Raw genomic sequence first — 22,292 nt, 5'->3', positions numbered from 1 at the left:
TGTGGACACATCCGCGATCGCCGCCGCACTGCTGGATTCATCCGCGGACGCGATCATCGCCACCGATCGCAACGGCACGATCACGTTCTGGAGCCCAGGCGCGGTCAGGATTTTCGGCCATAGCACCAGCGAGGCAATCGGCCAGTCGCTCGACCTCATCATTCCGGAAAACCAGCGCGCCCGGCACTGGGCCGGATACCGCGAGGTGATGCTGACCGGGCAGAGCCGCTACAGCGGTGGCGACGTGCTTGCCGTTCCCGCGCTTCACAGGGACGGCCGGCGCATCTCACTCGAATTCACCATCGTGCCGCTGACGGACGTCGCTGGCCGCATCACCGGGCTGGTGTCGGTGCTGCGCGATGTCACCGCCCGTTTCGAGGAAATCCGTCAACTGCGCCACAAGGCGGCGGCGAAAGTCTGAGCGACTGGTCCTGCCGCGCGTGCGCGGCCGGCATGCCGCATTCCCCACATACGAAAAGCCTATTGCTCGTCGCTCGCCAGCACGCCACGCACTGCGGCCGCCCAACCCTTGAGCTTTCGCGTCCGCGTCGCGGCACTCATCGCCGGCCTGAAACGGCGCTCGAGCCGCCAGCTGTCGGCAAATCTCGACGGCTCCGGATAAACGCCTGCGGAGAGCCCCGCGAGGTAGGCCGCGCCCAGCGCCGTGGTCTCCTGAATCACCGGCCGATCGACCGGTGCCTCGAGCAGGTCCGCAAGGCGCTGCATAGTCCAGTCCGAGGCCGTCATGCCGCCGTCGACACGGAGCACGGTGTGCGCGGCGTCGGCGCCCGGCCAATCGGCGCGCATTGCGTCCCAAAGATCAAACGTCTGGTAGCAGACGCTTTCCAGCGCCGCATGAGCGAGTTCCGCCGGCCCGGTGTTGCGGGTCAGTCCGAACAGCGCACCGCGCACATTCGGTTTCCAGTACGGCGCTCCCATGCCGACGAAAGCCGGCACAAGATACACGGATTGGGTGGGATCGGACTGTTCGGCCAGCGGCCCGGTGTCCGAAGCCTGCTTGATGAGACCAAGGCCGTCCCGCAGCCACTGCACCGCGGAGCCTGCGACGAAGATCGAGCCTTCCAGCGCGTAGGTGCGTTGGCCGTTCAGCTGATAGGCGATCGTCGTGAGCAGCTTGTTGTTCGATGCGACCGGCGTCGTGCCGGTGTTGAGCAGCGCAAAGCAGCCGGTGCCATAGGTCGACTTGATCATACCGGGGGCGAAACACGCCTGACCCACCACCGCGGCCTGCTGGTCGCCGGCGATGCCCCGGATCGAGATCGGCGCGCCAAACAGCTCGGGGGCGCTGTCGCCGAAATGCAGGGACGAATCTTTCACCTCCGGCAACATCGCGCGGGGCACCTGGAGCATATCCAGCAGTTCGTCGTCCCACTGCCCGGTGTGAATGTTGAACAGCAGCGTGCGTGACGCATTGGTGGCGTCGGTTGCGTGCACCTTGCCGCCGGTCAGCCGCCACAAGAGATAACAATCCACGGTACCGAACATCAGCTCTCCGCGCATCGCTCGCGCACGCGCGCCGGGCACCGAGTCGAGGATCCAGGCGACCTTGGTGCCGGAAAAATAGGGATCGATGATCAGGCCGGTTTTCGCCGATATCGCGGGCTCATGGCCCTCGGCCTTCAGCCGCGCGCAAATATCCGCCGTGCGCCGGTCCTGCCACACGATCGCGCGATGCACCGCCTTTCCGGTGGCCCGATCCCAGACCACAGTGGTTTCCCGCTGGTTGGTGATGCCGATGGCGGCGATGTCCTTCGGCGTGACGCCCGCTTTCTTCATCGCCTGCCGGCAGGTCGCAACGGTCGAGGTCCAGATGTCTTCCGGCTCGTGCTCGACCCAGCCCGACGCTGGAAAATGCTGCGGGAATTCCTGCTGCGCGATCGCGGCGATGGAGATGTCAGCGCGAAACACGATGGCACGCGACGATGTGGTGCCCTGATCGATGGCGAGAATGTGAGTTTCCATGAATTTCTTTTCAAACTTGCGGGCTTGCTCCCCGGCTGCGCCAAGCAAGCGGAGGGTCGAGGCAAGCGGATTGCCTGACCAAGGTCAAGTTTGTGCCTTCGTTTTGATTCACGCTTCCCCCCGACGAAAGGATAAGATGCCGGCACGGCTTCCATCCGACCGTCCGTCCCGCCGGGCAGAAGTGCCCGACCGAAAGCAAATTACACTCGTTTGTCCATGACTATTCAGCAACCGAAAGACCCTAGATGATACTGGCAAAGATGATTTTGGCCGGCTCCTTGTTCGCGATCGTCGGTGCAACGGCCTCCGCTCAAGCAACGCCTCCGACCCAGCAGACGCCATCGGCGGAGACCCGGAAGGGTCTGGTGACGGTCGTCAACCGGCTCAACGGCACGATTGCGATCCGGGAGGAGCAGGACGACAAGGGCAAGGAGGGAGATAAAGAGAAAGAGAATAAGGCTAAGGAAAAAGAGAAGGATAAGGCTGACGTCGAAGACGCGGCCACGCAGTTCAAGATCGACCACAAGCTGTCAGAGTCGGTTCACGCCGGCGACAAGGTGAAGTTTTCCGTCAGGGACGGCGGCGATCCCAAAAATACCGAAAAGACCATCACCAAAATCGAGGTGGATTAGCGGGAAGCCGATTGCCCTTGGAGCATGATCCCGAAAAGTGGAAACCGGCTTTCGGACAAGATCTTGCTCAATCGAAAGAATGCGATGCGGAATCCGTGCAGTTGCGTGGATTCCGCGCTTCGCGTTCGCCAAGGAAGCTTACGGGAGCACCTCGAACAGGCCTGCCGCGCCCATGCCGCCGCCAACGCACATGGTAACCACGGCGTACTTGGCCTTGCGCCGGCGCCCTTCGATCAGAGCATGGCCGGCGAGGCGCGCGCCCGACATGCCATAGGGATGGCCGACCGCGATGGCGCCGCCGTCGACGTTGAGTTTCTCCGGATCGATGCCGAGCTTGTCGCGGCAATAGATCACCTGCACCGCGAATGCCTCGTTCAACTCCCAGAGATCAATGTCTTCCACCGTGAGGCCGTGACGCTTGAGCAGGCGCGGCACCGCGAACACCGGCCCGATGCCCATTTCATCGGGCTCACAGCCCGCGGCGACGAAGCCGCGGAAGATACCGAGCGGCTTCAGGCCGCGCCTCGACGCCTCCTTGTCGCTCATGATCACGGTAGCGCTGGCGCCATCCGATAACTGGCTGGCGTTGCCGGCTGTGATAGTGAAGCCCTCGCCACGGACCGGCTTAAGCCCGGCGAGACCTTCAGCGGTCGTATCAGGACGCGGACCTTCGTCCTGCGACAGCGTCACGTCCTTGAACGTGACCTCTTTGGTCTGCTTGTCGACGATCGCCATTCTTGTGGAGATCGGCGCCAGCTCGTCCTTGAATCTGCCGACCTGTTGCGCGGCCGCCGTGCGGCGCTGGCTTTCCAGCGCGTATTCATCCTGCGCCTCGCGCGAGATGCCGTAGCGCTTCGCCACCACTTCCGCGGTGTCGATCATGGGCATGTAGACTTCGCTTTTGATCTCGAGAAGCGCGGGATCTTGCGCGTGGAAGGTGTTGGCGTGCTCGTTCTGCACCAGACTGATCGATTCGCCGCCGCCGCCGACCGCGATTCCGACGCCGTCGAACAGGACCGAGCGCGCGGCGAGAGCGATCGCCTGAAGGCCCGAGGCGCATTGGCGGTCTATGGTGGTGCCGGCCACGGTTACGGGGAGCCCGGCGCGAAGCAGCGCCTTGCGGGCGATATTGCCGCCGGTGGCGCCCTGCTGCATGGCGACACCCATCACCACATCCTCGATCTCTTTCGGATCAACCCCGGCGCGGGCAACGGCTTCTCCGATGGCATGGCCGAGCAGGGTCGCTCCTTCAGTGGCGTTGAGAGCGCCCCGATAAGCCTTGCCGATCGGCGTGCGGGCGGTGGAAACAATCACGGCTTCGGTCATCGGCGGTCCCCTGGCAAAATTTGGGTCATTTGATCTCTCGTTTTCTTCAACGCGAACTAGAATCCATCCTCAGATCAATCCCGGGGACATTCTGCGTTCGGAGACTCCGTCAGAACGCCGCCGCCAGATCCCGCGCACCCGGCTTCGCGCTGTTGCTGTCCATCCGGGCGTCGGTGACCGCGAGCAGCTTCGCCACCGTGTCGTGACGGATCGCCACCGGATTGCGTTCGTAGCCCTGACGCTGGAAAAAATTCGCTGTCGGGACGCGTTCTCGCATCGCCGGCGGCATCGTCACCATGTCGAGGCCGGTGCCGTCACCGGTGAGATTCATCATCTCCAGTTCGGCGGCGGTCAGCGGACGAGCGTAGCCCTTGTTGCGTGCGAAAATGATCGAGGTCAGGAGCTTGTGGGTCTGCAACAGCGGACCGACATCGATATCCAGCACCAGCGCATGGATCGCCCAGCCTTTCGGCGTGTCGGCAAGCTTCTCGTGCGCGCTCCAGGTATCGGGCATCGAGTGTGCGTAGGCTACCATCCGCTTGATCGCCGCGATCTTGCGCTCCATCGCGGCGCGCTGCGGTCCTGACAATCGCGCCGCTTTCTCCCCAAGCGCGCGCAGGATGTCATCGCCTTGCTCGGCGAGAAGTTCGACGCTGTTGGTGGTGAGCAACTGGTTATAGCCAATCGCGGTGGAGATCGCGCGGGATCCCGGTCGGGACGTGCTGAGACCCGATTGCATGTCGTGATTGCCGTTGCCGCCGGTCTCGAACGAATAGACCCGAACCGCCTGCTCCTTCGTCAGGCCGTAGGCTTGCGCCACCCGCGCATAGGCGCGCTTGAAATCGATTTCGGTTCTAGGCCGCTGCGGCGCGAACTGGAACTGCTCCGCCGCAGCCTTCAGGAAATCGGCGACAACGGGAATGTGTTTGCGCTGCCGCGGCGCAGGCCCCTCTTCCGGCTCCGGGTTGATCGGGCGGTGCGGTCCCTCGTAGAGCGGAGGCCGGGCCAGCACGTAGTCGTCAAGCGTGATCGACTGGTGGCTGCGTCGCTTGGCACTGCGAATACGCCTCTTGTCAGCAATCGCGTTCCAATAGGCGCCCGCCTCCTGCTCGAAAGCAGCGCGGGCCTCCTGATACGCGTTCAGCTTGCGGCGGTAATCCGCAATTGCGGCCGGGGCCGCAGCCTGCGCCATCGCGTCGGCTGGCGTCGCGGGAGCGGCCGCGCCCTCGGAAACGTCAGCGAGCGGCGCAAGCAGCAATGCGCCCACGACGATCTGGTGACAACGACGAATCACTCGGCTCCGCATCGCTCCTGTGTAGCAACCCCTCGACAGATGTCAGCCGCCAATCACCCCAGCCGCCGCCGGAACGCCCTCAAAAGGGCTTGGAGAACGGGCATCGTTGCGGTCACGGTTGTGGAACCGGGCGCGTTCCGATAGCTTCCCCGCACTCGATCCCTGCCCTTAAGAGTCCGAATTCAACTGCGTTGAATCAAGCTCTGCTATATTTTCTTCAACCGAACATGATCTTGTCCGAAAACCGGATTTGACGCGTTTTCTTCACGCGAACCGGATTCCACTTCGCTCGAAAACGCTATAGACACGAAACCGCATGTCAGGCCGCCCCAAACTCGTACTCGCCTCCGGTTCGCCGCGACGGCTTAGCCTCCTCAACCAGGCAGGCATCGAACCCGACGCGCTGCGGCCTGTCGACATTGACGAGACACCGACGAAAGGGGAGCTTCCGCGCGCCTGCGCCAATCGCCTTGCTCGCGCCAAGGCTGATGCAGCCCTGAGAGCGTTGCAGCTCGACGACGAACTGCGCGGCTCGTTCATTCTGGCTGCCGATACCGTTGTCGCAGTCGGCCGCCGCATCCTGCCCAAGGCCGACCTGGTCGATGAGGCCTCCCAGTGCCTGCGGCTGCTCTCGGGCCGCAATCATCGCGTCTACACCGCGGTATGCCTCGTGACGCCGAAGGAAAACTTTCGTCAGCGGCTGGTCGAAACGCGTGTTCGCTTCAAACGGCTGACCGAGGAAGACATTCGAGCCTACATCGGCTCCGGCGAATGGCGAGGCAAGGCAGGCGGCTACGCGGTTCAGGGCATCGCCGGTTCGTTCGTGGTCAAGCTGGTGGGCTCCTATACCAATGTGGTCGGATTGCCACTCAACGAGTCGATTGCGCTACTCGGCGGCGAGGAATTTCCGATCCGCGCCGGCTGGTTGAATGCCGGTTAGGAAACCGGCCCCCGCACGGCCGGAGAAGCCGTGCCCGATCTGCGGCAAGCCATCGGTTAAGGCTTCGCGTCCGTTTTGCTCGGAACGCTGCCGCGACGTGGATCTGAACCGCTGGCTGTCCGGTTCTTACGTTATTCCGGTCAACAAGTCCGACGGCGAGGATGAGGAATAGGTGTCCGGTCTCAGCGAGACGGATTGGTTTTGCCGGCTCCCGTGCGCTTCTGTGAGAGTGAACGCCGGGGTCCGGCGGCTTTCGGGGTTGATCTCCGGTCAAAGCCTTGAACGCCTAGCGACGCCAATTTGGCGGACGGGTGGACACGGCCATCGGGCCTGACTATAAACCGGCGCGCCCGGCTGTAGTCGGACGACGCCCAGGTAGCTCAGTTGGTAGAGCATGCGACTGAAAATCGCAGTGTCGGTGGTTCGATCCCGCCCCTGGGCACCATCAGTTTGTCTATATCCTTATTTTTCAATGTGTTAGTTGGTGGTTTCTTCCCACCACCTTTCTGGCCGGATTCCGGTGGGAAAGTCACGGCTATTTCTGACTTGGGATTGAGTCGCGCCATTGCCGAAGCGGCGAGCACCTTCTGCCGCGCCGCCCGGGTGTATCGCATGACTTCCTTCGAGGTGGTGTGGCCGGTGATCGACATGATCTCACGCTCGCTGGAGCCAAGCTCGGCGAGGCGGGTTGCGGCGGCCTTTCGCAGTCCATGAAAGCGGCCGGGAACGCCGGCCTCGACACAGCGATCGTGAAACCAATTGCCGAATCCGTTGGCGGTGAAGGATCTACCGAGGCCGTTCAGAAGGAAGGTCTCCTTTCCGCACGCGGTGGCGTCAATGATTGCCTGCAACTCGTCGACCACGGGGATGTCGAGCGTGATCGGCTTCCGCTCCCGGCCCTTGAATTGCGTGAAGTGAAGCCAACCATCCTTGACGTGTTTTGGCCCGAGCAGCACGGCATCTGATTTCCGCTGGCCGGTGTAAAGCCCCAGCGCGAGCGCGAGGCGTGCCGTGGTGCCAATAGGATGCTTCTTCTCGAAGCGCTCGACCTCTTCCAACGTCCAGGTGTGGTGTCCGTCACCATTCGCCTTGAGATATGGCACGGCTTTCGCCGGGTTCGAAGCGACGTAATCATTCTCAATGGCAAAGGCGAAAACCTGCCTCAGCGCCTTGATCATGCCGTTCGCCGACTCGGGACGATCTGCACGCGCATCGCGACGCGCTCTGATATGCTTCGGCAAAAGCAACTTGTATGGTTTTTCGCCATCCGCCGCGCAGATGTGATCAAGAGTCGCGCGCCGAACGTATCGGGTTCGCTCATTCAACTGCTTGTATTCGGCGGAGGTATAATACTGCGAGCATAGCCACGCGAGCGAGTCCCTGTTGAACGGCTTGCGTTCAATGCGAGTGCTTGGCGGTGGCGGCTTGATGTTGCCGGCCATCGCGTCACGGTATGCCTGCCAGAAGGCGGGCGTGCCATATTCATCGCGCAGCCGAACCTTTGGCCCTTCGAGCGTGCGAACGTACCATCGGATATTACCGTGCCGGTCGATGTCTTTCGTCAGGCGTGGAGGGTTCGGTCGTGGCACCTACGCATCCCACGGGTTCGCAGCCTCTTTGCGGGGCAACGCATCAAATGCTTCATCGAGTTCGAATCGATCCCAGACAGTCCGGCTGTTGATCATCCGCGGCCCCGGCATCCTGCCATCCCTAACCATTTCATCAAACAGCGAAGGTGAAATGCAAATGTACGCCGCCGCATCCGCCCTTCGGAGACCGCGAGGAATGATTCCCCCGCGTTGATTGTCGTTGGCGTGAGGTGTGGTCATGGCTTGGCTCTGGTAAAGGGCGGCGTAGTTGCAAGCCCCCATTATAACAGGTGCTGCCACCGGTAGACGTGCGGCCCGCCGCTCAGTTGCTGGGCGGACCGCGCAGGTGAGCCGGCACCCTATGGGTGTCGAGTCGATGGTGGGTTACTCCGCTGCTTGCGCAAACATGGTCTCATCCTGGTCGCAGCGGGTCCCGTCAAATTCGAATCCCAACTTGTGGATGTCCTCGTCGAGGCGCTTCGCGATCCATTGTGCCGCGATAATGGCGTCCATAACGTCCGAGCCAACCTTCATATCCAGCTCAAATCCGGCATTGAAGGCCTTATCAAGGTGGGAAATCAGTAACTCGATCCCAACGCCGAGCTCGCAGGTCACGTCGTTAAATGCCGGGCGATTGTCAGTAGTGGTGGTGGGTGTGGTATCCGTGTCGGTAGCCTGTGCCATTGGCGGCCCCTCTGGTTCGGGTTAGGGCCGGTAGGAAGCTCCAACTTCCTTCCGGTCTGTCCTTGTGGTATCACACCGAAATGAAGAAAGCAAGCAGTGGTACCACGACGCCACGATGGCGGCGCTCACCCGAAACAGGCACTCAAATTCAAGTGCGGCTGCAGCCTGACGATTTGGCTGCGGTAGATGCTTGGCGAGACGAGCAAGACGACGCGCCGACAAGGCCGGAAGCGGTGCGGAAGCTAATAAGAAAAGCACTAAAGACCAAAACAAAATGACCAACTGGTCCCGCCGCTTCGACAATCCTATCCCGATGCCAGACGGCAGCACCATTCGCACCATTGGCGAAGCGGCAGAATACGCGACTAAAAATGACTGACCTGATCAGTCTATCTCTGGTGAGCTGGATGAGCAGAACGACGATCAATGTATTAATGTTTTCCGTAGGAATTATTTTCGGCGGATGGGTCATCTATGTGATGGTGCGCGCGACAATCACATGGGATGTACACAGCATCGGTGAGTTTGGTGACAGCTTCGGTGTGTTGAATGCTCTGTTCGCGGCAGGCGCATTTATTGCGGTACTGTTTAGCCTCAAATCGCAGAGCGACGAATTGCACCGCCAGCGTTTCGAGGCATCTTATTTTGAGTTGCTCGCTCTACTCCGCGAACTGCGAAAGCAAGCTGTAATTTTCCAACCTGGAGCATACCAACCAGACGTTCGTGGTGAGGCTGCAATAATCAAAATCTACAATGCGATGCACGTCATGGCGAAGCAAATAGCACCACAACGAAAGGTCGAGAAGGAGCAGTGGGCCAACTGGTACGATCAGACCTGCCAATTCGACGGCAGCAACACACTAGGTCCCTACTTTCGCGTTATGTACAGTATGCTTCAACGGGTATCCGAAGATAAAATTCTCACCTCAGCTGAGAAAGTACGTTACGGGAATCTTCTAAGAGGCCAGTTGTCCACATATGAAATCGGTATAGTCGGATGGAACGGGCTGACGGACGGTTCGAATGATTTTGCAAAATACGTCGAAGAATTTCGACTTCTGAAATACCTCAATGACCCCGATCTACGGGGCGTATTTGGGCAATATTATCAGCCACCTGCATTCGAAGGTCGGCCGAACAAATGAGATAGCGCTCCATCGTCTCTCGGATGTACAACCTTCGTTGCAGCTCCGCTTTTTAACCGCGACACACTTGGTGGATAAATGCCTAAATTAAATCCGTTTCGTCCCGGAAGCGTTATATCACCCGGCATGTTTGTGGGCAGAACGGAGGAAATCCAGGTCGTCGAACAATCTCTTTTGCAAACTCGCGATGGAAATCCCCAACACTTCATAATTGAAGGGGAGCGCGGGATTGGGAAATCGTCGCTTTGTCTGTGGGTCGACTATCTGGCTAAGGGAGACAGAACTTATGATGGAGTAAACCGACTCACCTTTGTTGTGGTGAACATCGAACTTCACGGTGCGATGGCCTATGATGATATCGTCGACGAGATTCTTACGGAACTAAAGCGCCAAATTTCAACAAGGCAGCCCCTAGTGGAAAGCTGCAAAAAAGCTTGGGACTTTCTCAGTCGTTTCGAAATATCGGGTGTAAAATATGGTCACCCAATACCTTTATCGAACGACGGCCGGAGGCTGGATGAACTTACAGAGGTCCTCGTAAACTTAATTGAGGAGTCCGCCGGCGCCATCGAGGGCGTTCTAATTTTAATAGATGAGGCGGACCGACCAACCAGCGACGCTCACCTAGGACAGCTATGCAAACTACTCACCGAGCGCCTTTCCCGGCGACGTTGCGAGAAAGTTTGCATCGGTCTCAGCGGTCTCCCCGACCTCTTGCAGAAACTTAAGGAGTCTCACGAATCATCACTAAGGATTTTCAACATCCTTGAGCTAAAACCGTTAGAATTTTCCGAACGGATGACTGTAATTGACCAGGGCTTGAATCAAGCAAACGCAAAAAACGTACCGCCAACCACCATCGATCTACAAGCCAAGCAACTGATCGCAAACCTATCGGAGGGGTATCCGCACTTCCTACAAGAATTTGCCCATTGCTCTTTCGCGACAGATACCGACAATAGAATCAATATCGAAGACGTTCTTCAGGGTACCTTCAGTGAACACGGAGCCCTGAATCAGCTTGGAAAAAAATATTTTGCTGACATCTATATCGATAAAATTGGATCTGAAGACTATCGTCGCGTACTCATCGCGATGGCTGACCACATGGACGATTGGGTCGGGCGCCAGACGATTATTAATCGATCTGGTGTGAAACCATCGATAGTCAATAACGCTCTCACCGCCTTGAGAGATCGGAAGATAATCCTACTCAATCCTAGGGTACGAGGTGAATACCGCCTCCCAACGCGGTCATTCGCTGTATGGATAAAGGCTAGAGAATCTCAGAAAAAGGCAGAGCCCGCGCTGTCTCAAGGCGATACCCAAACGGCAGTCAATGTTCTTTCCAGCACACAGAATGCGGCTAGTGGGCACTAATAAACGCTAGTGAAAGCTAAAAAACGCTAGTGAAGGCTAGTGAAAGAGAACAAAGCGGGCACTCTCCTCTTCTCTGGACGGAACAATCCTCCTCCAGGCGCATTGGAACCCCCGGAACGGGTTGTACCGCCTCCTGTGATTCCCGAACTCACTTTGGTCCGCTGTAGCCTCCGTCTGGCCGACCTTTTTGTGCGTCGCATCTAAGCCCGCACCGCCCTCATCAGCTGTTCCGGCAAAGCCGCCACGTCCAAGCCAGCGACATACGCCGGGACGTCGGCCTCTTCCGCCCTGGCCGTATCCTTCTCCAAAGCCACCAGATCTTTTTGCAATTTCCCACGCAGGGCTTCAACCGCGCCGCCGACTATGGCCCGACGCAGCCACGGTCGCAGATCGAAGGCGAAGCCACCACCGCCCTCCAAAAGCCCCGCATTAAGAGCGAGTGATCCGTCAGACTTGCGTCGCAGGCGGCACCCTCTCATGCGAAGCAAGTCGGCAAGCTCAACTTCAAACGTGGCGAGCGTTCCTATGCCGCCCGGTGGATGCAACGCCTTGACGTTGAGAAACCGCAGCGATTCCCGGACTTCTTTCCGGTCAAATATTTCTTCCACCGCGTCCTCCTTCACCGTCTCAGCCATTCGCTTTCGATAACCCGCGGCCTCTGCAAGGCCGGAAGCCACAGTCGATTTCCTATTCTACGGATGCGTGCTGCGTGCGCAGAACGAGCGCGAATGCTTGTCCTACCGAAGAAATCGTTCGGTCTTCAAAATCATCAATAGTCCCAATAGGAAGGAAGCGGCCCACGAAAAAAATTGCAACGAGCGAAAATCCGGGGTTACGCGTACCCGCATAGGTGGTGGGGGTTCAGGGGGAAACTAACGGAGGGGGTCAGTGGGCCAGCCTTTGTGCCAGCGCCTGCCGTAGCGCCCCCCGCCGCGCCACCATGCCACGCACTGCCACCCCACTGCGCACCTGGGCTCCTGCGTCAGCTGGAATTGTCACGAGGCTAAGCTCATGCGGCACCCAGCGCGTCACTGTTCGTACCGCAACATCATCGGCTCCGGTAGCGGACTCGTCTTTCCAATCATCCTGACTATAACCAACGCTAACGTTGCGCACGATCCCCTGCTCTATGAGCGCGAACACCTCGTCAGCCCGAGCACTGGTCCCAGCATCTGGGAAGCGCAACAATGCGATGCCACTGCCGCCGGCAATCCATGCCCGCTCGACGACTGCAAGCTGATCAGAGACGCCTCCAGCGCGGTGTCCATCAAGTACAGGTGCGCCCGCATTCAAGCGTGATAAATCGATCGCCTTATCCGAGACAATCAGGCGCTCCTCGTAAGGCACGACGTCATAGCCATCAATATGGTAACGACGCACTGGAGCGCCGGTAGTCCAAACCACTTCGACCGTGCGCGCGGCCGGGTCGGCAGTGTTTCTGCGAAGTGTTTCAGTTCGAGTTTGCACGACAGTCCTCATAGGAGCGGGCGGGCCGAAGCCCGCCCTTGAAGCGCTACACGCCCGGATTTTTAACGATGCCGCGATGATCAAGGAAGCCCGCGCCGAAATCCAAACGAACGCGAGTTTCGAGGCCATCGATGTCGAAGCCATGGCGAGTTTCTAGCTGCGGGCCGGACGCGCCCTCCAGGTACGAGTATTCTATCGACGGCACAGCGGCTGGATCGGCTGCGATGAACCACGCCTTAACGTCAGTCAACCGGGGCTCGACGATCAGGGAAAGACGCTGCGCGAACGGGTTCACCTCATCAACCGTTGCAGCCGCAAGCGTTGCGAGAACCTGCTCGGCCTTTGTCTCAAGCGCTGCGGGCACGACAAGAAACTTCGGCGCCACGGCAATCGGTTCGCCTGCGAGTCCTCGCTGCGTCCGTAACGCGAGCCGCGCAGCGGAAAGCGCGTCAACGGAAAGCGCGGCTGCAGTCAGCAAGTTGCCATGGTTCGCGTGGAAGACCGCTTTGGTATCCGACATCACGGGGTTTGCTTCGAGAAGCTTCACGAGAAAGTCCGCCTCGAACTCAGCCGACGCAGCGCCCAGAACCCTCCCGATCGCATCGAACGCGCCAAGATCGTCATTCACGAGGGCTTGACGGGTAATAGCGAAGACTTTTCCAAACGTAGCTACCCGGTAGCTTTCAGCTCCTTCAACGAGCGAACCGCGTTTGAACTCTCCGTGTTCATTCACCAGTTCAAGCTTCGGACCGGCTGAAAGTTGAATCGACGATTTCGCTTTGAAGTTGCGCGCCGTCGACTGTCGGGCAATTGCTTTAATCGCGGCCGGTGCTGCCTCATAGCCTGCGCGCAGGACGGCATTCGCAACATTGCCCATGATAATCGGGAAATCCGACGTCGTAGCGAATCCGCGAGTCAGGGCTTCGGCGGGCGACAGCCCTTCGGCGCGTTGATGCTCAGACAACAGCGTCCGCGCAATCTCGGGGAGACTGAGGCCCGCATACCTTTCCGCTCCCGAAAGCAGCTGCTGGCCCGGCACTGCGCGAGCAATCAACGCCGACGTAATAGCAGAGCGGCGATCGTGCGATGTCGCGTGCGCGGCCACAGTGCTATGAGTGGCGGGAGCCTTAGCTTCAACCAACGCGTCAAGCAGCGCGGTCCGACGTTTAGCGTTGCTTCCTTTCGATGGAATGCCGAGACGCTTCTCCTCAGGCTGAAAATTGCGTTCGAAATCGATTTGTTCGAGAAGTTCAGCGTGGCGAGCCTCAATCTCTGCAACGTCGGCCTCAGCCATGTCGGGTGTGATCGAGTCCGCGAGTTTCTGCGCGCGGCGGATAAGGGTTTGGATGTTCAATTTAGTAGCTCCTGAAATGGGAAAGTTGCGGCTCGAGTTTGAGCCATATCTGCGAGAGCTCGACCTCGATTACGACTGGCCCGTCGTGGAGATGAAGTTGGTCAAACAGGTTCGGTAGGACAGGACGTCCCTGGTGAAACGTGATCTGCAACACTGATTTGACGAGGGATGCTGTCAATGTGACGTGGGCGGCAGAAATGTGTCGCAACACCGAAACCACGTATGCCCCATGCGCCGACAGCAATCGGCGCGGGCCAGGTTTCACCGAAAGTTCGTAGCCAGCCGCGGCGGCTAAGGTCGACCAGTAGCTTACGGTGTTCGGCGGTGCGCCCGTCAGGGCTGCAATTTCCTTCAGGGTGAAGGCCGGCTCGGTGAGCCATGCAGGCGCATCGATTCCGATCTTCACCGGAGGTCCGGTCATTGATTGTCTCCTTAGGTGTTGGGAGTGTTGGGTTTTAAAAAATCGCGCAGTGCGCGAGCGTCGGCCATTAGCCGGGAAAGGGTGCTCGCCTGTACTTCCGAGGACGAGCGAGAAAAGGAATGCGCGGGATCGAACCGCGCGAAGTTTTTAACGAGGAACGAGGGTTATGAAGCCCTATACCTTATAGGTGCGGGAGGCAGGAATTTTTCAGTTTTAGGCCGCGACGCTCAAATATTTTTCAATCACCGCGTCGACATACTTCTCAGCCTTGGCACGGCTCACACTAAGGCTGTCCGCAATCTCCGTCGTGGTGGCTCCACTTGCTGCAAGGTCAAGCAACGTGCAGACAGCGGCCCCAAGCTTTTCGCGAATGCGCTCGCAGTCGATCGCATGGAGCCGTTTGTCTTCTTCCGAAACGTCATCGACGCTCCAATCCGGTTTCGCCCCTGAATGGCGCCGGCTGGAGAAACTGACGCCAGCGATTGACCGCCACTCGCCTTTGATCGGCTGGCCCTCCTCGTCTCGTTTAGAGACAACGAAGATTTCCTGCGTGTCTTCGCGGTAGTGTTTTCCAGGCTCCTTCTTCTCCGCTTCAACCGCGGCCATGATGGTGTCGGCGTCCACGACGTCACGCTCTGTGATCTCGGTGCAGGCTGCGTTGACGGACTGATTATCGTTCGCGGCGGCTAGGCGTGGCATACTGTTGAGAAGTTGCCAACTCGCGAGCCCTCCTAGAAGGCGGATATTACCGGCCTTGTGGAGGCGGTTGCCCTGCGGCCACGAGCCGGATTGATAAGTGCGCTCGCCCGTCGTGGATTGCTCGGCAACCATGGCGCGGTGTTCAGCGGGGGTTCGCGGGCTATTGTCGTTGGCGTAGTTCATCGTGATGGTCCTCGTTAGTGGCCGGCAGCGCGGCCCTTTTTCTCTCTGCCCTTAGGCGCGCTCCTCAGGAGCGCGCCAGAAGGGCGCTAGGGGTATGGGGGGTGTGCGAACACCCATGCGAAGGCGTGCGAAGTCAATGAAATCAAGAACTTGCGACACCATGCGAAGGGTGCGAAGGCGATATGCGAACATTCATGATTTCAACGGTTTAGCGAACCATGCGAAGGCGTGCGAAGTGGTGCGAATCTGATGCGAAGGTGTGCGAAGTCACCCGCTATCCGCATCGTCATCCACTCCCCCGAAGTCCTCCGCGGAGACGATCAACCGAGCATATCGGCGCGAGGGCGGACCTTCCTGCACCACCTTGATCTTGCCAGCGTCCAGCAAGCGGTGCATCGCCTGCTCCATTGCCTGAGTCTTCGTGCCCTTCCCGTCGGGGTGCTTCGCGATCATTTTCGGTGCGAAGGATGGCGACTTATTCGGACTTGGTCGCATACCGTTCCGATTGAGTTTCGATAGGACGGCTAGAAACTTCTTGTCGTCGTGACTTGCAATCAATCCATCCGCGATCGTCGGCTCAGTGGGATCGTGGGTCACAAACACACCCTCCCGCCATTCCAAGTGGAGTTCGCCGCCCTTTTTTCCGTAATTCGATTTTACTGTTTTCAAGATTCGGGCGTCGCCTTCGCCGCTCGTGAGATACAGGCGCGAACGGACACTGTTATTCCACGCGGTAGAGCCGCTATAGCCCGATCCCGACGTCATTCCGGCAACAGAAGGATGAGCCAACAGCAACACCGCACACTTGTGGCCTATAGCGATCTTGCGCAACATCCCGACAAAGTGCCGGACCTGAGATCGCTTGATTTCATCGCCACCATACAGATCTGCGGCGGTGTCGAGCACAATGAGGCCGGGCTGCCAATCCTTAACGAACCGCTCAACACGCTTCCAAAGAGGCGTGGCCTTCATGTTGCCTTTCGCGTCCGGTTCGGAAAGGATCGCATCCTGATCCGCGAGCGGTAGAATGCGAAGGTCAGTCAAGTCGCCAATCTCGCGGCCATGAGCCGCGCAGATGTCATCTAACCGGCGATGAAACTCGTCGGCCTCGTCTTCCGCGCCGAGATAAAGAACACGGCCTGGTCGCGGCTCTAGCCCTAGCGTTTTAATCGCCAAGGCGGACGTGGCACCGATCTGCAGCGCCAGGAGCGACTTGCCCATACCGCCGTCGCCCGATAGTAGCGTCACCTGCCGGTGTGGAATGAGGCCGGACAGAAACCACTCCCGCTCCGTCGCGACAGTCCCGTGCCATTCGGAAGGATCTACGAGGGGAAACGGTGCCGATGGTGTGATGGGCTCGACGATACCGTCAACGTGCAATTTCGGTGCGCCGTCAAGCACGCCCATAAAGACATCACCGGCGAAACCTTCAATGATCGCTTCTTTGATGTGCCAGAATGGGCCGGTTGAAGGTGCGCGGAACGCAGCGTCATCAAAGACAAGCTCGCCGCGCTCGCCGGGCAGCAGTTGCTCGCGCTGGAAGTTCTCCAGATACTCGCGTTCCTCGTCGGCTGTCAGTTTGGATTTGGTTGGCGTTGCTGCTGCGGGAAGCTCGTTGTCATTGTCCGCCGCTAGATCATTGGCCTCACACGCGCCGGCATACCGCTGGCGCCACCGTTCCATAATTTCCGGGTCAACATCCTCATCGAATGCGATCCAGTTCTGGGTTGTCTCGCCGCGGTGCGGCAGCGTCGAAGGATCGATCCATTTGTAAGGCGCAATCATTCGGCGTGCCTCCCGCATGTTTGGGAAGCCGCAAGTGCAAGCTCGATTAGCTCTTGCTCGGCGTGGCGTTTCAGAAACACGCCCTTGCCATTGCCGAAGACGCGGAATTGTCCGTCTGGCCTTCGAATCAGCGCAAGTTGGTTGATGATAATTCCTGGCGCTACTTCAGCATCGAAATTGCCAAAGCGTCGCCCCTCGCCACGGCCGTGGCGAAAGCTCAAAATTTTCAAGTTGAAAGTACTCCAGTGGAGGAATGCCCAAAGGGGCGGTTGTCAGGCGGCGTTGGGCTGCCGGACGTTTTCGTTCGCCGCCCAGGTGCTCCTGCGACGTTGCGACAGAATCCAGGCATCCACATCGGCGCGGTCATATTTAATGACTCGCCCGAGCTTGAAAAAAGCCGGGCCACTCCCGTTGCAGCGGCGTTTGGCGAGGGTCGAGCGGCTGAGGCCGGTGAGTGCGGCCGCATCATTAATAGAAAGCAAGTTCATAACGTCCCCCAGAAGTTGGGAGGAGTTTCCACCCCGGCCGGGTTCTAACCGTTAGCGCCAGTCGGCGGCCCCGGAAACCAAGCAATGGCGTTGGTTGTCGTTGGTTTTCAAAGATAAGACGCGAGGCGGCAAAAACTGCAGAAAAAGATTCAGCCTGGCAAACTGCGAGAACCAAGCTCTATCGCGAGGCCAGTTCGATTCCGCCTTTAGGCATCGAACCACCGCCCGTAAGTCGGTGGGAACGCGCAATCAAAAAGCTATGGAATAGTGGGAAACAAAACGACTTTCCCACCTCACCTAACTATCGGTTTTTGCTTTTCTTCCTTCGCCCGCCCCTGGGCACCATTTCATCAAAGAAAATCAATGAGTTCGAACTGGCCGTATCGCCCATCGTGGTGATGTACCGTCGCTGCGTACGGTATGGGTGCTAGTAGAGTGCTCGAATGGTGCAATGACGAGCACAAACATCAACGAGAGTTGGGCCGACCAGGTTTTTCCTTCCAAGTAGGAAACGATCTGCGATGACCAATTCGATGTGGCTCAGAGCGGTTCTTGGCTTCCTCGTTGCCCCGATAACGCCACGTCTGCTGGCAGCGATTCTCGCGGCACCGTTTCGCATCGAAGCAATCGGCTTTGATCTCCGAGAATTGTCTGAAGCGGCGTGGATAATCGGCCTCTCCGCAGTGCTTGGATATCCGATCACCGTTGTTTTTGGGGTGCCTTTATTCATCTTTCTTAGGTCGCGCGACTGGAATGGTTAGCCGGTTTACGTGGCCGCCGGAGCGCTTCTGGGGCTCGTGATTTATGTAGTACGTGCTGCTCCCCGAGTACTCATCAAACGGTTCGTGGGGATTAACGACGAAATTTTTGAACACTGCGGCGGTCCAAATTCCATTGGTGATGATCTGCGGAACAGTGACTGCCTTGTTCTTCTGGCTCATCGCACGCCCTGACCGCAGCGGCCTTGTGACAGGGCAATAGTCATATCGGATACAGCGACTCGGCAGAATGAGCGTTGACCCGCCTGATTGGAGTCGGCGCAGATGCGTCGTAGTCGGGGATCGGCGGTCGGTCTAGCGATGGCGGTGCCATGATGAACATCGAACCTGATGAAACGATGCTGATTGGTCAGTGGGTGTTGAAGGATGGCCGCCTCGTCGCTGATGATGTCAACATGCGGATCGTGGCGCTTACCAAATCGCATCTTCTTGAGATCGGGCGCGATGCAAGCGGGTGGCTCACTCTCTATCGCGATCCCAATGATGGAAGGCTCTGGGAACTCGATTATCCGCAGAGCGAACTTCACGGTGGAGGACCAACCTCGTTTGCGAGCGATATCGCCCGAAGAAGCGCGCCAGAAATTTCGTCGAAACTTAGGACCAAATAGCCCGTTTTTAGCAATCGCGAAATGAGCGATTGAAGAGGATGATTCTCCGAACGTGTTTGGCCGGGACTTTGCGCATTCCTACGTTCAGATACGTTGGGAATGACGCAACGGTTGCCGTAAGTCCTCAGGGAAACATGGTAACGAGCTGGGCGACAAAGCCGAGTCGTGGGGAAATCCTGCGACGCTTGCTCGACATTTCGCGGATCACAGAGCTGATTTTCAAATGTGACTTGCGTGCGCCCTAGCTTCCCCGAACCCTGCCATCAATCTTTAAGCATTAGGAAAGTATATCAGGCTATCGTCAAACTTGGTGCTACATGACACGACGGACTGGGCTTCTTATCGCAGCGTTGCTTGCCTGCGTTCCGCTTAATTTTTCAGCGGCCGAAGAAACGGATAGTTCTGGCCTCATCTCTGATAAGGTCAAGTCCGACTATCAACGCCCGGCAAAGATCCCATTTCCGGACAGCAATCCCTACACTCCCGCCAAGGCTGATCTTGGCAGGATGCTGTTCTTCGATCCCATTCTTTCAGGATCGCGCAAGATCTCCTGTGCGTCATGTCATGACCCGTCGAAATCATGGGCAGACGGCTTGCCGCAGGCGGTCGGCGAAGACCCGGCGGGGCTTAAGATTCGTACGCCCACATTAATTGACATCGCGTTCGTTGATATTCTTGGCTGGGATGGAAAATTTCCGGATCTCGAGTCGGTGGCCTTCAAGCCATTGGTGAGTCCGCAGATCATGGACATCACAGAACGTGAACTGGTGCGACGCTTGCGCCACGCGCCGAGATATGTTGCCGCCTTTAACGCCGCCTTCGGGAAAGGCGCTATCACACGAACCAGAATTGAGAAGGCGTTGGGAATCTACCAACGCACCATCGTCGCCGGTGAAGCACCGTTCGATCGCTGGATTGCGGGCGACGAGACGGCCATTTCTACCGAAGCCAAGCGCGGGTTCGCGCTGTTCAACGGCAAAGCTCATTGCTCGCACTGCCACAGCGGCCCATCGTTCACTGATGGATCCTTTCAGGACATTGGTACTGCGACCGGCGCCGATATTGGAAGGGGCCGAATTTTTCCGAAATCAGAGATGCTGCGCTACGCCTTCAAGACTCCGACGTTACGCAACGTCGCGAAGCGTGCACCCTACATGCACGATGGCTCGATTCCGACTTTGGAAGGCGTGATCGAGTTATACAATAGAGGCGGCATCGATCGACCTAGCCGCTCGCCTTCCATTGAACCACTCTCGCTGACGGAAGCCGATAAGAAGGCGCTCATTGAATTTCTACAAACATTGACCGCCGACTCGCCTAGTGCGCGGCTATCTGGACCCACTCAATAAATCCATCGCGAAAAATCTGCCTCGTTCGATCACGCGGCCAAATGCGATAGCAAAGCGCCTAAAAGACCGAAGCCGGCAAAAAGCGATATACCCGCGCAGGTCTCCAGTGTTTCCAAATGGACGGTGTGTCTATCCGCAGCCCACGCCAGTACAACCCCGGCCAAAATAGCCGCGACACTCAATAGGACAAACATCCCAATCTCCGCCTCTCGCTTACATAAACGATAGGTCAAAAAAATTGATATCTCGTGGTTCCAATACCTAAAATTTGAAAGAGAAGCGCCGCTGAATGGGGACTCATTGATTGAAATAAAGGCGACTGTAGCTGCAGTACAGATTGCTGAGAAGACGATGCGCGCGGAATGCGTCGTAGCGGATGGCAACCCGGATGATGCGCCAATCTTTGAGACGGCCGAGTCGATCCTATGTCGTTGACGATAGAGACGATCTTCGGTCGGCGATCAGACTTGTGGCCCGCGCCCTTGTGGTACTCATCCGACCTTCGCTCAGTTTGCGTCGCAGACAGCATACTCATCACACGAATAGATTGGCCATCAGAGTTCCCCAATCGCAGACTCCTCGAAACTCCTACAAATTAGTAGGTCCCTAACCCGAGTTCCGCGCGGGTTTTGTCCAATTTTAACCATGCTAAATGGCATGCCTTCCAAACTATTCAATTTGCAGTATAGTAAATAAATTCCCAACACGTTCTGGTTAATTGCCTGGATTGCGCGATGAACGGCTACCTTCAGCGGAGCATCCCCGTCCTGAGAAACTCGTCTCTTGTCCTCGCCCGGTGTCTCCTCGCCTTGCTGTTCGCCGTGACGAGCACTGCCAGTGCCAGCGCCCATGTGAAATGGTTCTGCGCTTACGATGTCGCGGGCCAGCCACTGGAACTCTCCAACGTGCTGTGCCAGGACTTCGAAATCCTAATCTTCATTGCCGCGGTCGGACTTCTTGCCGGTTGCTTTCTCGAGAAGACGCCTCTCGGTGAAGCGATGTTACGGTCAATGGATCGCGTCACCATTGGAATACGCCTCCATACTGAGGAAATGGTGCGTGCGTTCTGCTTCTTTTTCTTCATCGGTGTTTGGACGCTGGGTGGCATCCTGTTAACGCCAGAATTGACCAGCAAATCGCTGCTCCTCCCTCCCCTGCAGTTCACAATCGCGATTTGCCTATTGTGGAGGCGGACTTTGCCGATCTCCGCGCTCGGCATCGTCATCTTGTTCGGCATGGCGATACACGACTACGGAATGTTCCATTTGGCGGACTACCCAATCTTTCTGGGCATCGCAGCATATCTTGCTTTGAGGGGACTTCAGAAGAAGTTCTTCGGGATCGAGCCGATTGATATCATGCGCTATGCGACAGCGGTGACTCTGATGTGGGCGTCCGTTGAAAAATGGGCCTATCCTCAGTGGAGTTATCCGATCTTCATCACGCATCCGAGCATTACTTTCGGGTTTGATCCCGCGTTCTATATGCGTGCTGCTGGCGCCGTTGAGTTCGTATTGGCATTTGCGTTGCTCTGGACGCCGCTGGTCCGGCGCTGCGCAGCGGCAATTCTCGCCGGTATGTTCATCGCTGCTTGCCTGGAATTTGGAAAAATAGACACCATCGGGCATTCCGGCATCATTGCGGTGCTGTTCGCAGTGCTTGCCGATGACCGCCGGGTAGAGAACGACCGGCGTGTTCCACTCGCCGCTCCGGCCGGGTTCTGCGCTGCACTTGCCGCAACGCTGTTTGCCTACTACGTCGGCCACGCAGCGCTGTTCAATACGACGGTTTTGTAACCCCGGGCGGGCCAGCAAACAAACTCAGTTCACCTTCACCGTCAGCTTCATTTTTGGATGGATCCCGCACCGCACCGTAAAGCTGCCCGCGACCGGAAAGACAACGGTGAATGAGGTGCCCGGCTTCTGATCGTTCGAATCGAACGAGAACGTTGGGGAGGTGAGATAAGCGTGGTGAAGAAGATCGCCATCGTCGTTGATAAAGCGCAAAGCCTCGCCGCGGTTAATGGCAATATGGCCTGGCTGAAATTCACGATTTTTCTGTGAAATTTGATAAGGGCTGGCAGCTAATGCACCGCCGGCGAGCAAACCACCTAACACTGCTAACAAAACATGCGTATCACTCCGTCTTAGAAGGATCGAAATCCATCTGAGCACATGCATTCCGTT

At 57.9% G+C, this 22,292-nt stretch carries 22 protein-coding genes, 1 tRNA gene and 1 pseudogene; 10 read left to right on the top strand and 14 right to left on the bottom strand.

Features of this window, described 5'->3' with window-relative positions; all coding sequences use genetic code 11:
* Position 1 precedes the first annotated feature (1 nt).
* Positions 2–421 (top strand): PAS domain-containing protein, encoded by a 420-nt coding sequence (locus tag B2M20_RS01540; RefSeq protein ID WP_079445343.1) that lies wholly within the window; start codon positions 2–4, stop codon positions 419–421.
* A gap of 59 nt (positions 422–480) precedes the next feature.
* Here the strand turns inward: B2M20_RS01540 and glpK are convergent, their stop codons facing one another.
* Positions 481–1,983 (bottom strand): glycerol kinase GlpK, encoded by a 1,503-nt coding sequence (gene glpK, locus B2M20_RS01535; RefSeq protein WP_079445400.1) that lies wholly within the window; start codon positions 1,981–1,983, stop codon positions 481–483.
* 245 nt (positions 1,984–2,228) lie between these two features.
* Between glpK and B2M20_RS01530 the strand changes: the two genes are divergently transcribed.
* Positions 2,229–2,615 (top strand): hypothetical protein, encoded by a 387-nt coding sequence (locus tag B2M20_RS01530; protein ID WP_079445342.1) that lies wholly within the window; start codon positions 2,229–2,231, stop codon positions 2,613–2,615.
* Positions 2,616–2,753: 138 nt separating this feature from the next.
* Here the strand turns inward: B2M20_RS01530 and B2M20_RS01525 are convergent, their stop codons facing one another.
* Positions 2,754–3,941 carry an acetyl-CoA C-acyltransferase gene (locus tag B2M20_RS01525; protein WP_079445341.1) on the bottom strand — a complete coding sequence of 396 codons (1,188 nt, stop codon included), beginning with the start codon at positions 3,939–3,941 and terminating at the stop codon, positions 2,754–2,756.
* Between the two features lie 109 nt (positions 3,942–4,050).
* Entirely contained in the window at positions 4,051–5,247 is a 1,197-nt protein-coding gene (locus B2M20_RS01520; RefSeq protein WP_079445340.1) for a hypothetical protein, read from the bottom strand.
* A 304-nt stretch (positions 5,248–5,551) separates the two neighbouring features.
* Here B2M20_RS01520 and B2M20_RS01515 point away from each other — a divergent pair, with 304 nt between their 5' ends.
* From B2M20_RS01515 to B2M20_RS01505, 3 genes are all read left to right on the top strand, one after another.
* The gene (locus B2M20_RS01515; RefSeq protein ID WP_079445339.1) at positions 5,552–6,175 is read left to right on the top strand and encodes a Maf-like protein; all 624 of its coding nucleotides are present in this window, start codon (positions 5,552–5,554) and stop codon (positions 6,173–6,175) included.
* The gene (gene yacG, locus B2M20_RS01510) at positions 6,165–6,347 is read left to right on the top strand and encodes a DNA gyrase inhibitor YacG (RefSeq protein ID WP_079445338.1); all 183 of its coding nucleotides are present in this window, start codon (positions 6,165–6,167) and stop codon (positions 6,345–6,347) included. The genes B2M20_RS01515 and yacG overlap by 11 nt, the downstream gene beginning before the upstream one ends.
* Before the next feature lie 197 nt (positions 6,348–6,544).
* Positions 6,545–6,620, top strand: a tRNA-Phe gene (locus B2M20_RS01505).
* A gap of 205 nt (positions 6,621–6,825) precedes the next feature.
* Here B2M20_RS01505 and B2M20_RS20055 read toward each other — a convergent pair.
* Positions 6,826–7,353: pseudogene (locus B2M20_RS20055) on the bottom strand (tyrosine-type recombinase/integrase); the annotation flags it as partial.
* A 795-nt stretch (positions 7,354–8,148) separates the two neighbouring features.
* On the bottom strand, positions 8,149–8,448 hold the full coding sequence (locus B2M20_RS01490; protein WP_079445336.1) for a hypothetical protein: 300 nt from the start codon (positions 8,446–8,448) through the stop codon (positions 8,149–8,151).
* Between the two features lie 371 nt (positions 8,449–8,819).
* Here B2M20_RS01490 and B2M20_RS01485 point away from each other — a divergent pair, with 371 nt between their 5' ends.
* A complete protein-coding gene (locus B2M20_RS01485) occupies positions 8,820–9,593 on the top strand; it encodes a putative phage abortive infection protein (RefSeq protein WP_079445335.1) in 774 nt (257 codons plus the stop codon).
* A gap of 78 nt (positions 9,594–9,671) precedes the next feature.
* Positions 9,672–10,973 carry an AAA family ATPase gene (locus B2M20_RS01480; RefSeq protein WP_079445334.1) on the top strand — a complete coding sequence of 434 codons (1,302 nt, stop codon included), beginning with the start codon at positions 9,672–9,674 and terminating at the stop codon, positions 10,971–10,973.
* A gap of 200 nt (positions 10,974–11,173) precedes the next feature.
* Here B2M20_RS01480 and B2M20_RS01475 read toward each other — a convergent pair whose 3' ends face one another.
* The 8 genes from B2M20_RS01475 to B2M20_RS18865 all read right to left on the bottom strand — a co-directional run bounded on the left by B2M20_RS01475 (position 11,174) and on the right by B2M20_RS18865 (position 18,311).
* On the bottom strand, positions 11,174–11,608 hold the full coding sequence (locus tag B2M20_RS01475) for a hypothetical protein (RefSeq protein ID WP_079445333.1): 435 nt from the start codon (positions 11,606–11,608) through the stop codon (positions 11,174–11,176).
* A gap of 250 nt (positions 11,609–11,858) precedes the next feature.
* A complete protein-coding gene (locus tag B2M20_RS01470) occupies positions 11,859–12,440 on the bottom strand; it encodes an HK97 family phage prohead protease (protein WP_139372805.1) in 582 nt (193 codons plus the stop codon).
* A 46-nt stretch (positions 12,441–12,486) separates the two neighbouring features.
* On the bottom strand, positions 12,487–13,794 hold the full coding sequence (locus B2M20_RS01465; RefSeq protein WP_079445331.1) for a phage major capsid protein: 1,308 nt from the start codon (positions 13,792–13,794) through the stop codon (positions 12,487–12,489).
* A 1-nt stretch (position 13,795) separates the two neighbouring features.
* Positions 13,796–14,215, bottom strand: coding sequence for a hypothetical protein (locus tag B2M20_RS01460; protein WP_079445330.1), 420 nt, complete (start codon positions 14,213–14,215; stop codon positions 13,796–13,798).
* 213 nt (positions 14,216–14,428) lie between these two features.
* On the bottom strand, positions 14,429–15,097 hold the full coding sequence (locus tag B2M20_RS01455; protein WP_079445329.1) for a hypothetical protein: 669 nt from the start codon (positions 15,095–15,097) through the stop codon (positions 14,429–14,431).
* A 267-nt stretch (positions 15,098–15,364) separates the two neighbouring features.
* Positions 15,365–16,882, bottom strand: a complete 1,518-nt coding sequence (locus B2M20_RS01450; RefSeq protein WP_244553376.1) for an AAA family ATPase — start codon at positions 16,880–16,882, stop codon at positions 15,365–15,367.
* Between the two features lie 272 nt (positions 16,883–17,154).
* Complete coding sequence (locus B2M20_RS01440; protein ID WP_079445326.1) at positions 17,155–17,370, bottom strand: helix-turn-helix transcriptional regulator; 216 nt, start codon at positions 17,368–17,370, stop codon at positions 17,155–17,157.
* Positions 17,371–18,092: 722 nt separating this feature from the next.
* Positions 18,093–18,311, bottom strand: a complete 219-nt coding sequence (locus B2M20_RS18865) for a hypothetical protein (protein WP_139372804.1) — start codon at positions 18,309–18,311, stop codon at positions 18,093–18,095.
* Between the two features lie 152 nt (positions 18,312–18,463).
* Between B2M20_RS18865 and B2M20_RS01430 the strand changes: the two genes are divergently transcribed.
* The 3 genes from B2M20_RS01430 (at position 18,464) to B2M20_RS01420 (ending at position 21,902) form a co-directional block, all read left to right on the top strand.
* Entirely contained in the window at positions 18,464–18,757 is a 294-nt protein-coding gene (locus tag B2M20_RS01430; protein ID WP_158081480.1) for an Imm27 family immunity protein, read from the top strand.
* A gap of 317 nt (positions 18,758–19,074) precedes the next feature.
* Positions 19,075–20,106: a cytochrome-c peroxidase gene (locus tag B2M20_RS01425; RefSeq protein WP_079445323.1), complete on the top strand. Its 1,032-nt coding sequence runs from the start codon at positions 19,075–19,077 to the stop codon at positions 20,104–20,106.
* Between the two features lie 734 nt (positions 20,107–20,840).
* Entirely contained in the window at positions 20,841–21,902 is a 1,062-nt protein-coding gene (locus B2M20_RS01420; RefSeq protein WP_087881089.1) for a hypothetical protein, read from the top strand.
* A 24-nt stretch (positions 21,903–21,926) separates the two neighbouring features.
* Here the strand turns inward: B2M20_RS01420 and B2M20_RS01415 are convergent, their stop codons facing one another.
* Positions 21,927–22,286: a cupredoxin domain-containing protein gene (locus B2M20_RS01415; protein ID WP_079445322.1), complete on the bottom strand. Its 360-nt coding sequence runs from the start codon at positions 22,284–22,286 to the stop codon at positions 21,927–21,929.
* Positions 22,287–22,292: the final 6 nt, after the last annotated feature.

This window comes from Nitrobacter vulgaris, assembly GCF_002028545.1.
GTDB classification, from domain to species: Bacteria; Pseudomonadota; Alphaproteobacteria; order Rhizobiales; family Xanthobacteraceae; genus Nitrobacter; species Nitrobacter vulgaris.
This window is presented reverse-complemented; position numbering and strand designations above follow the sequence as displayed.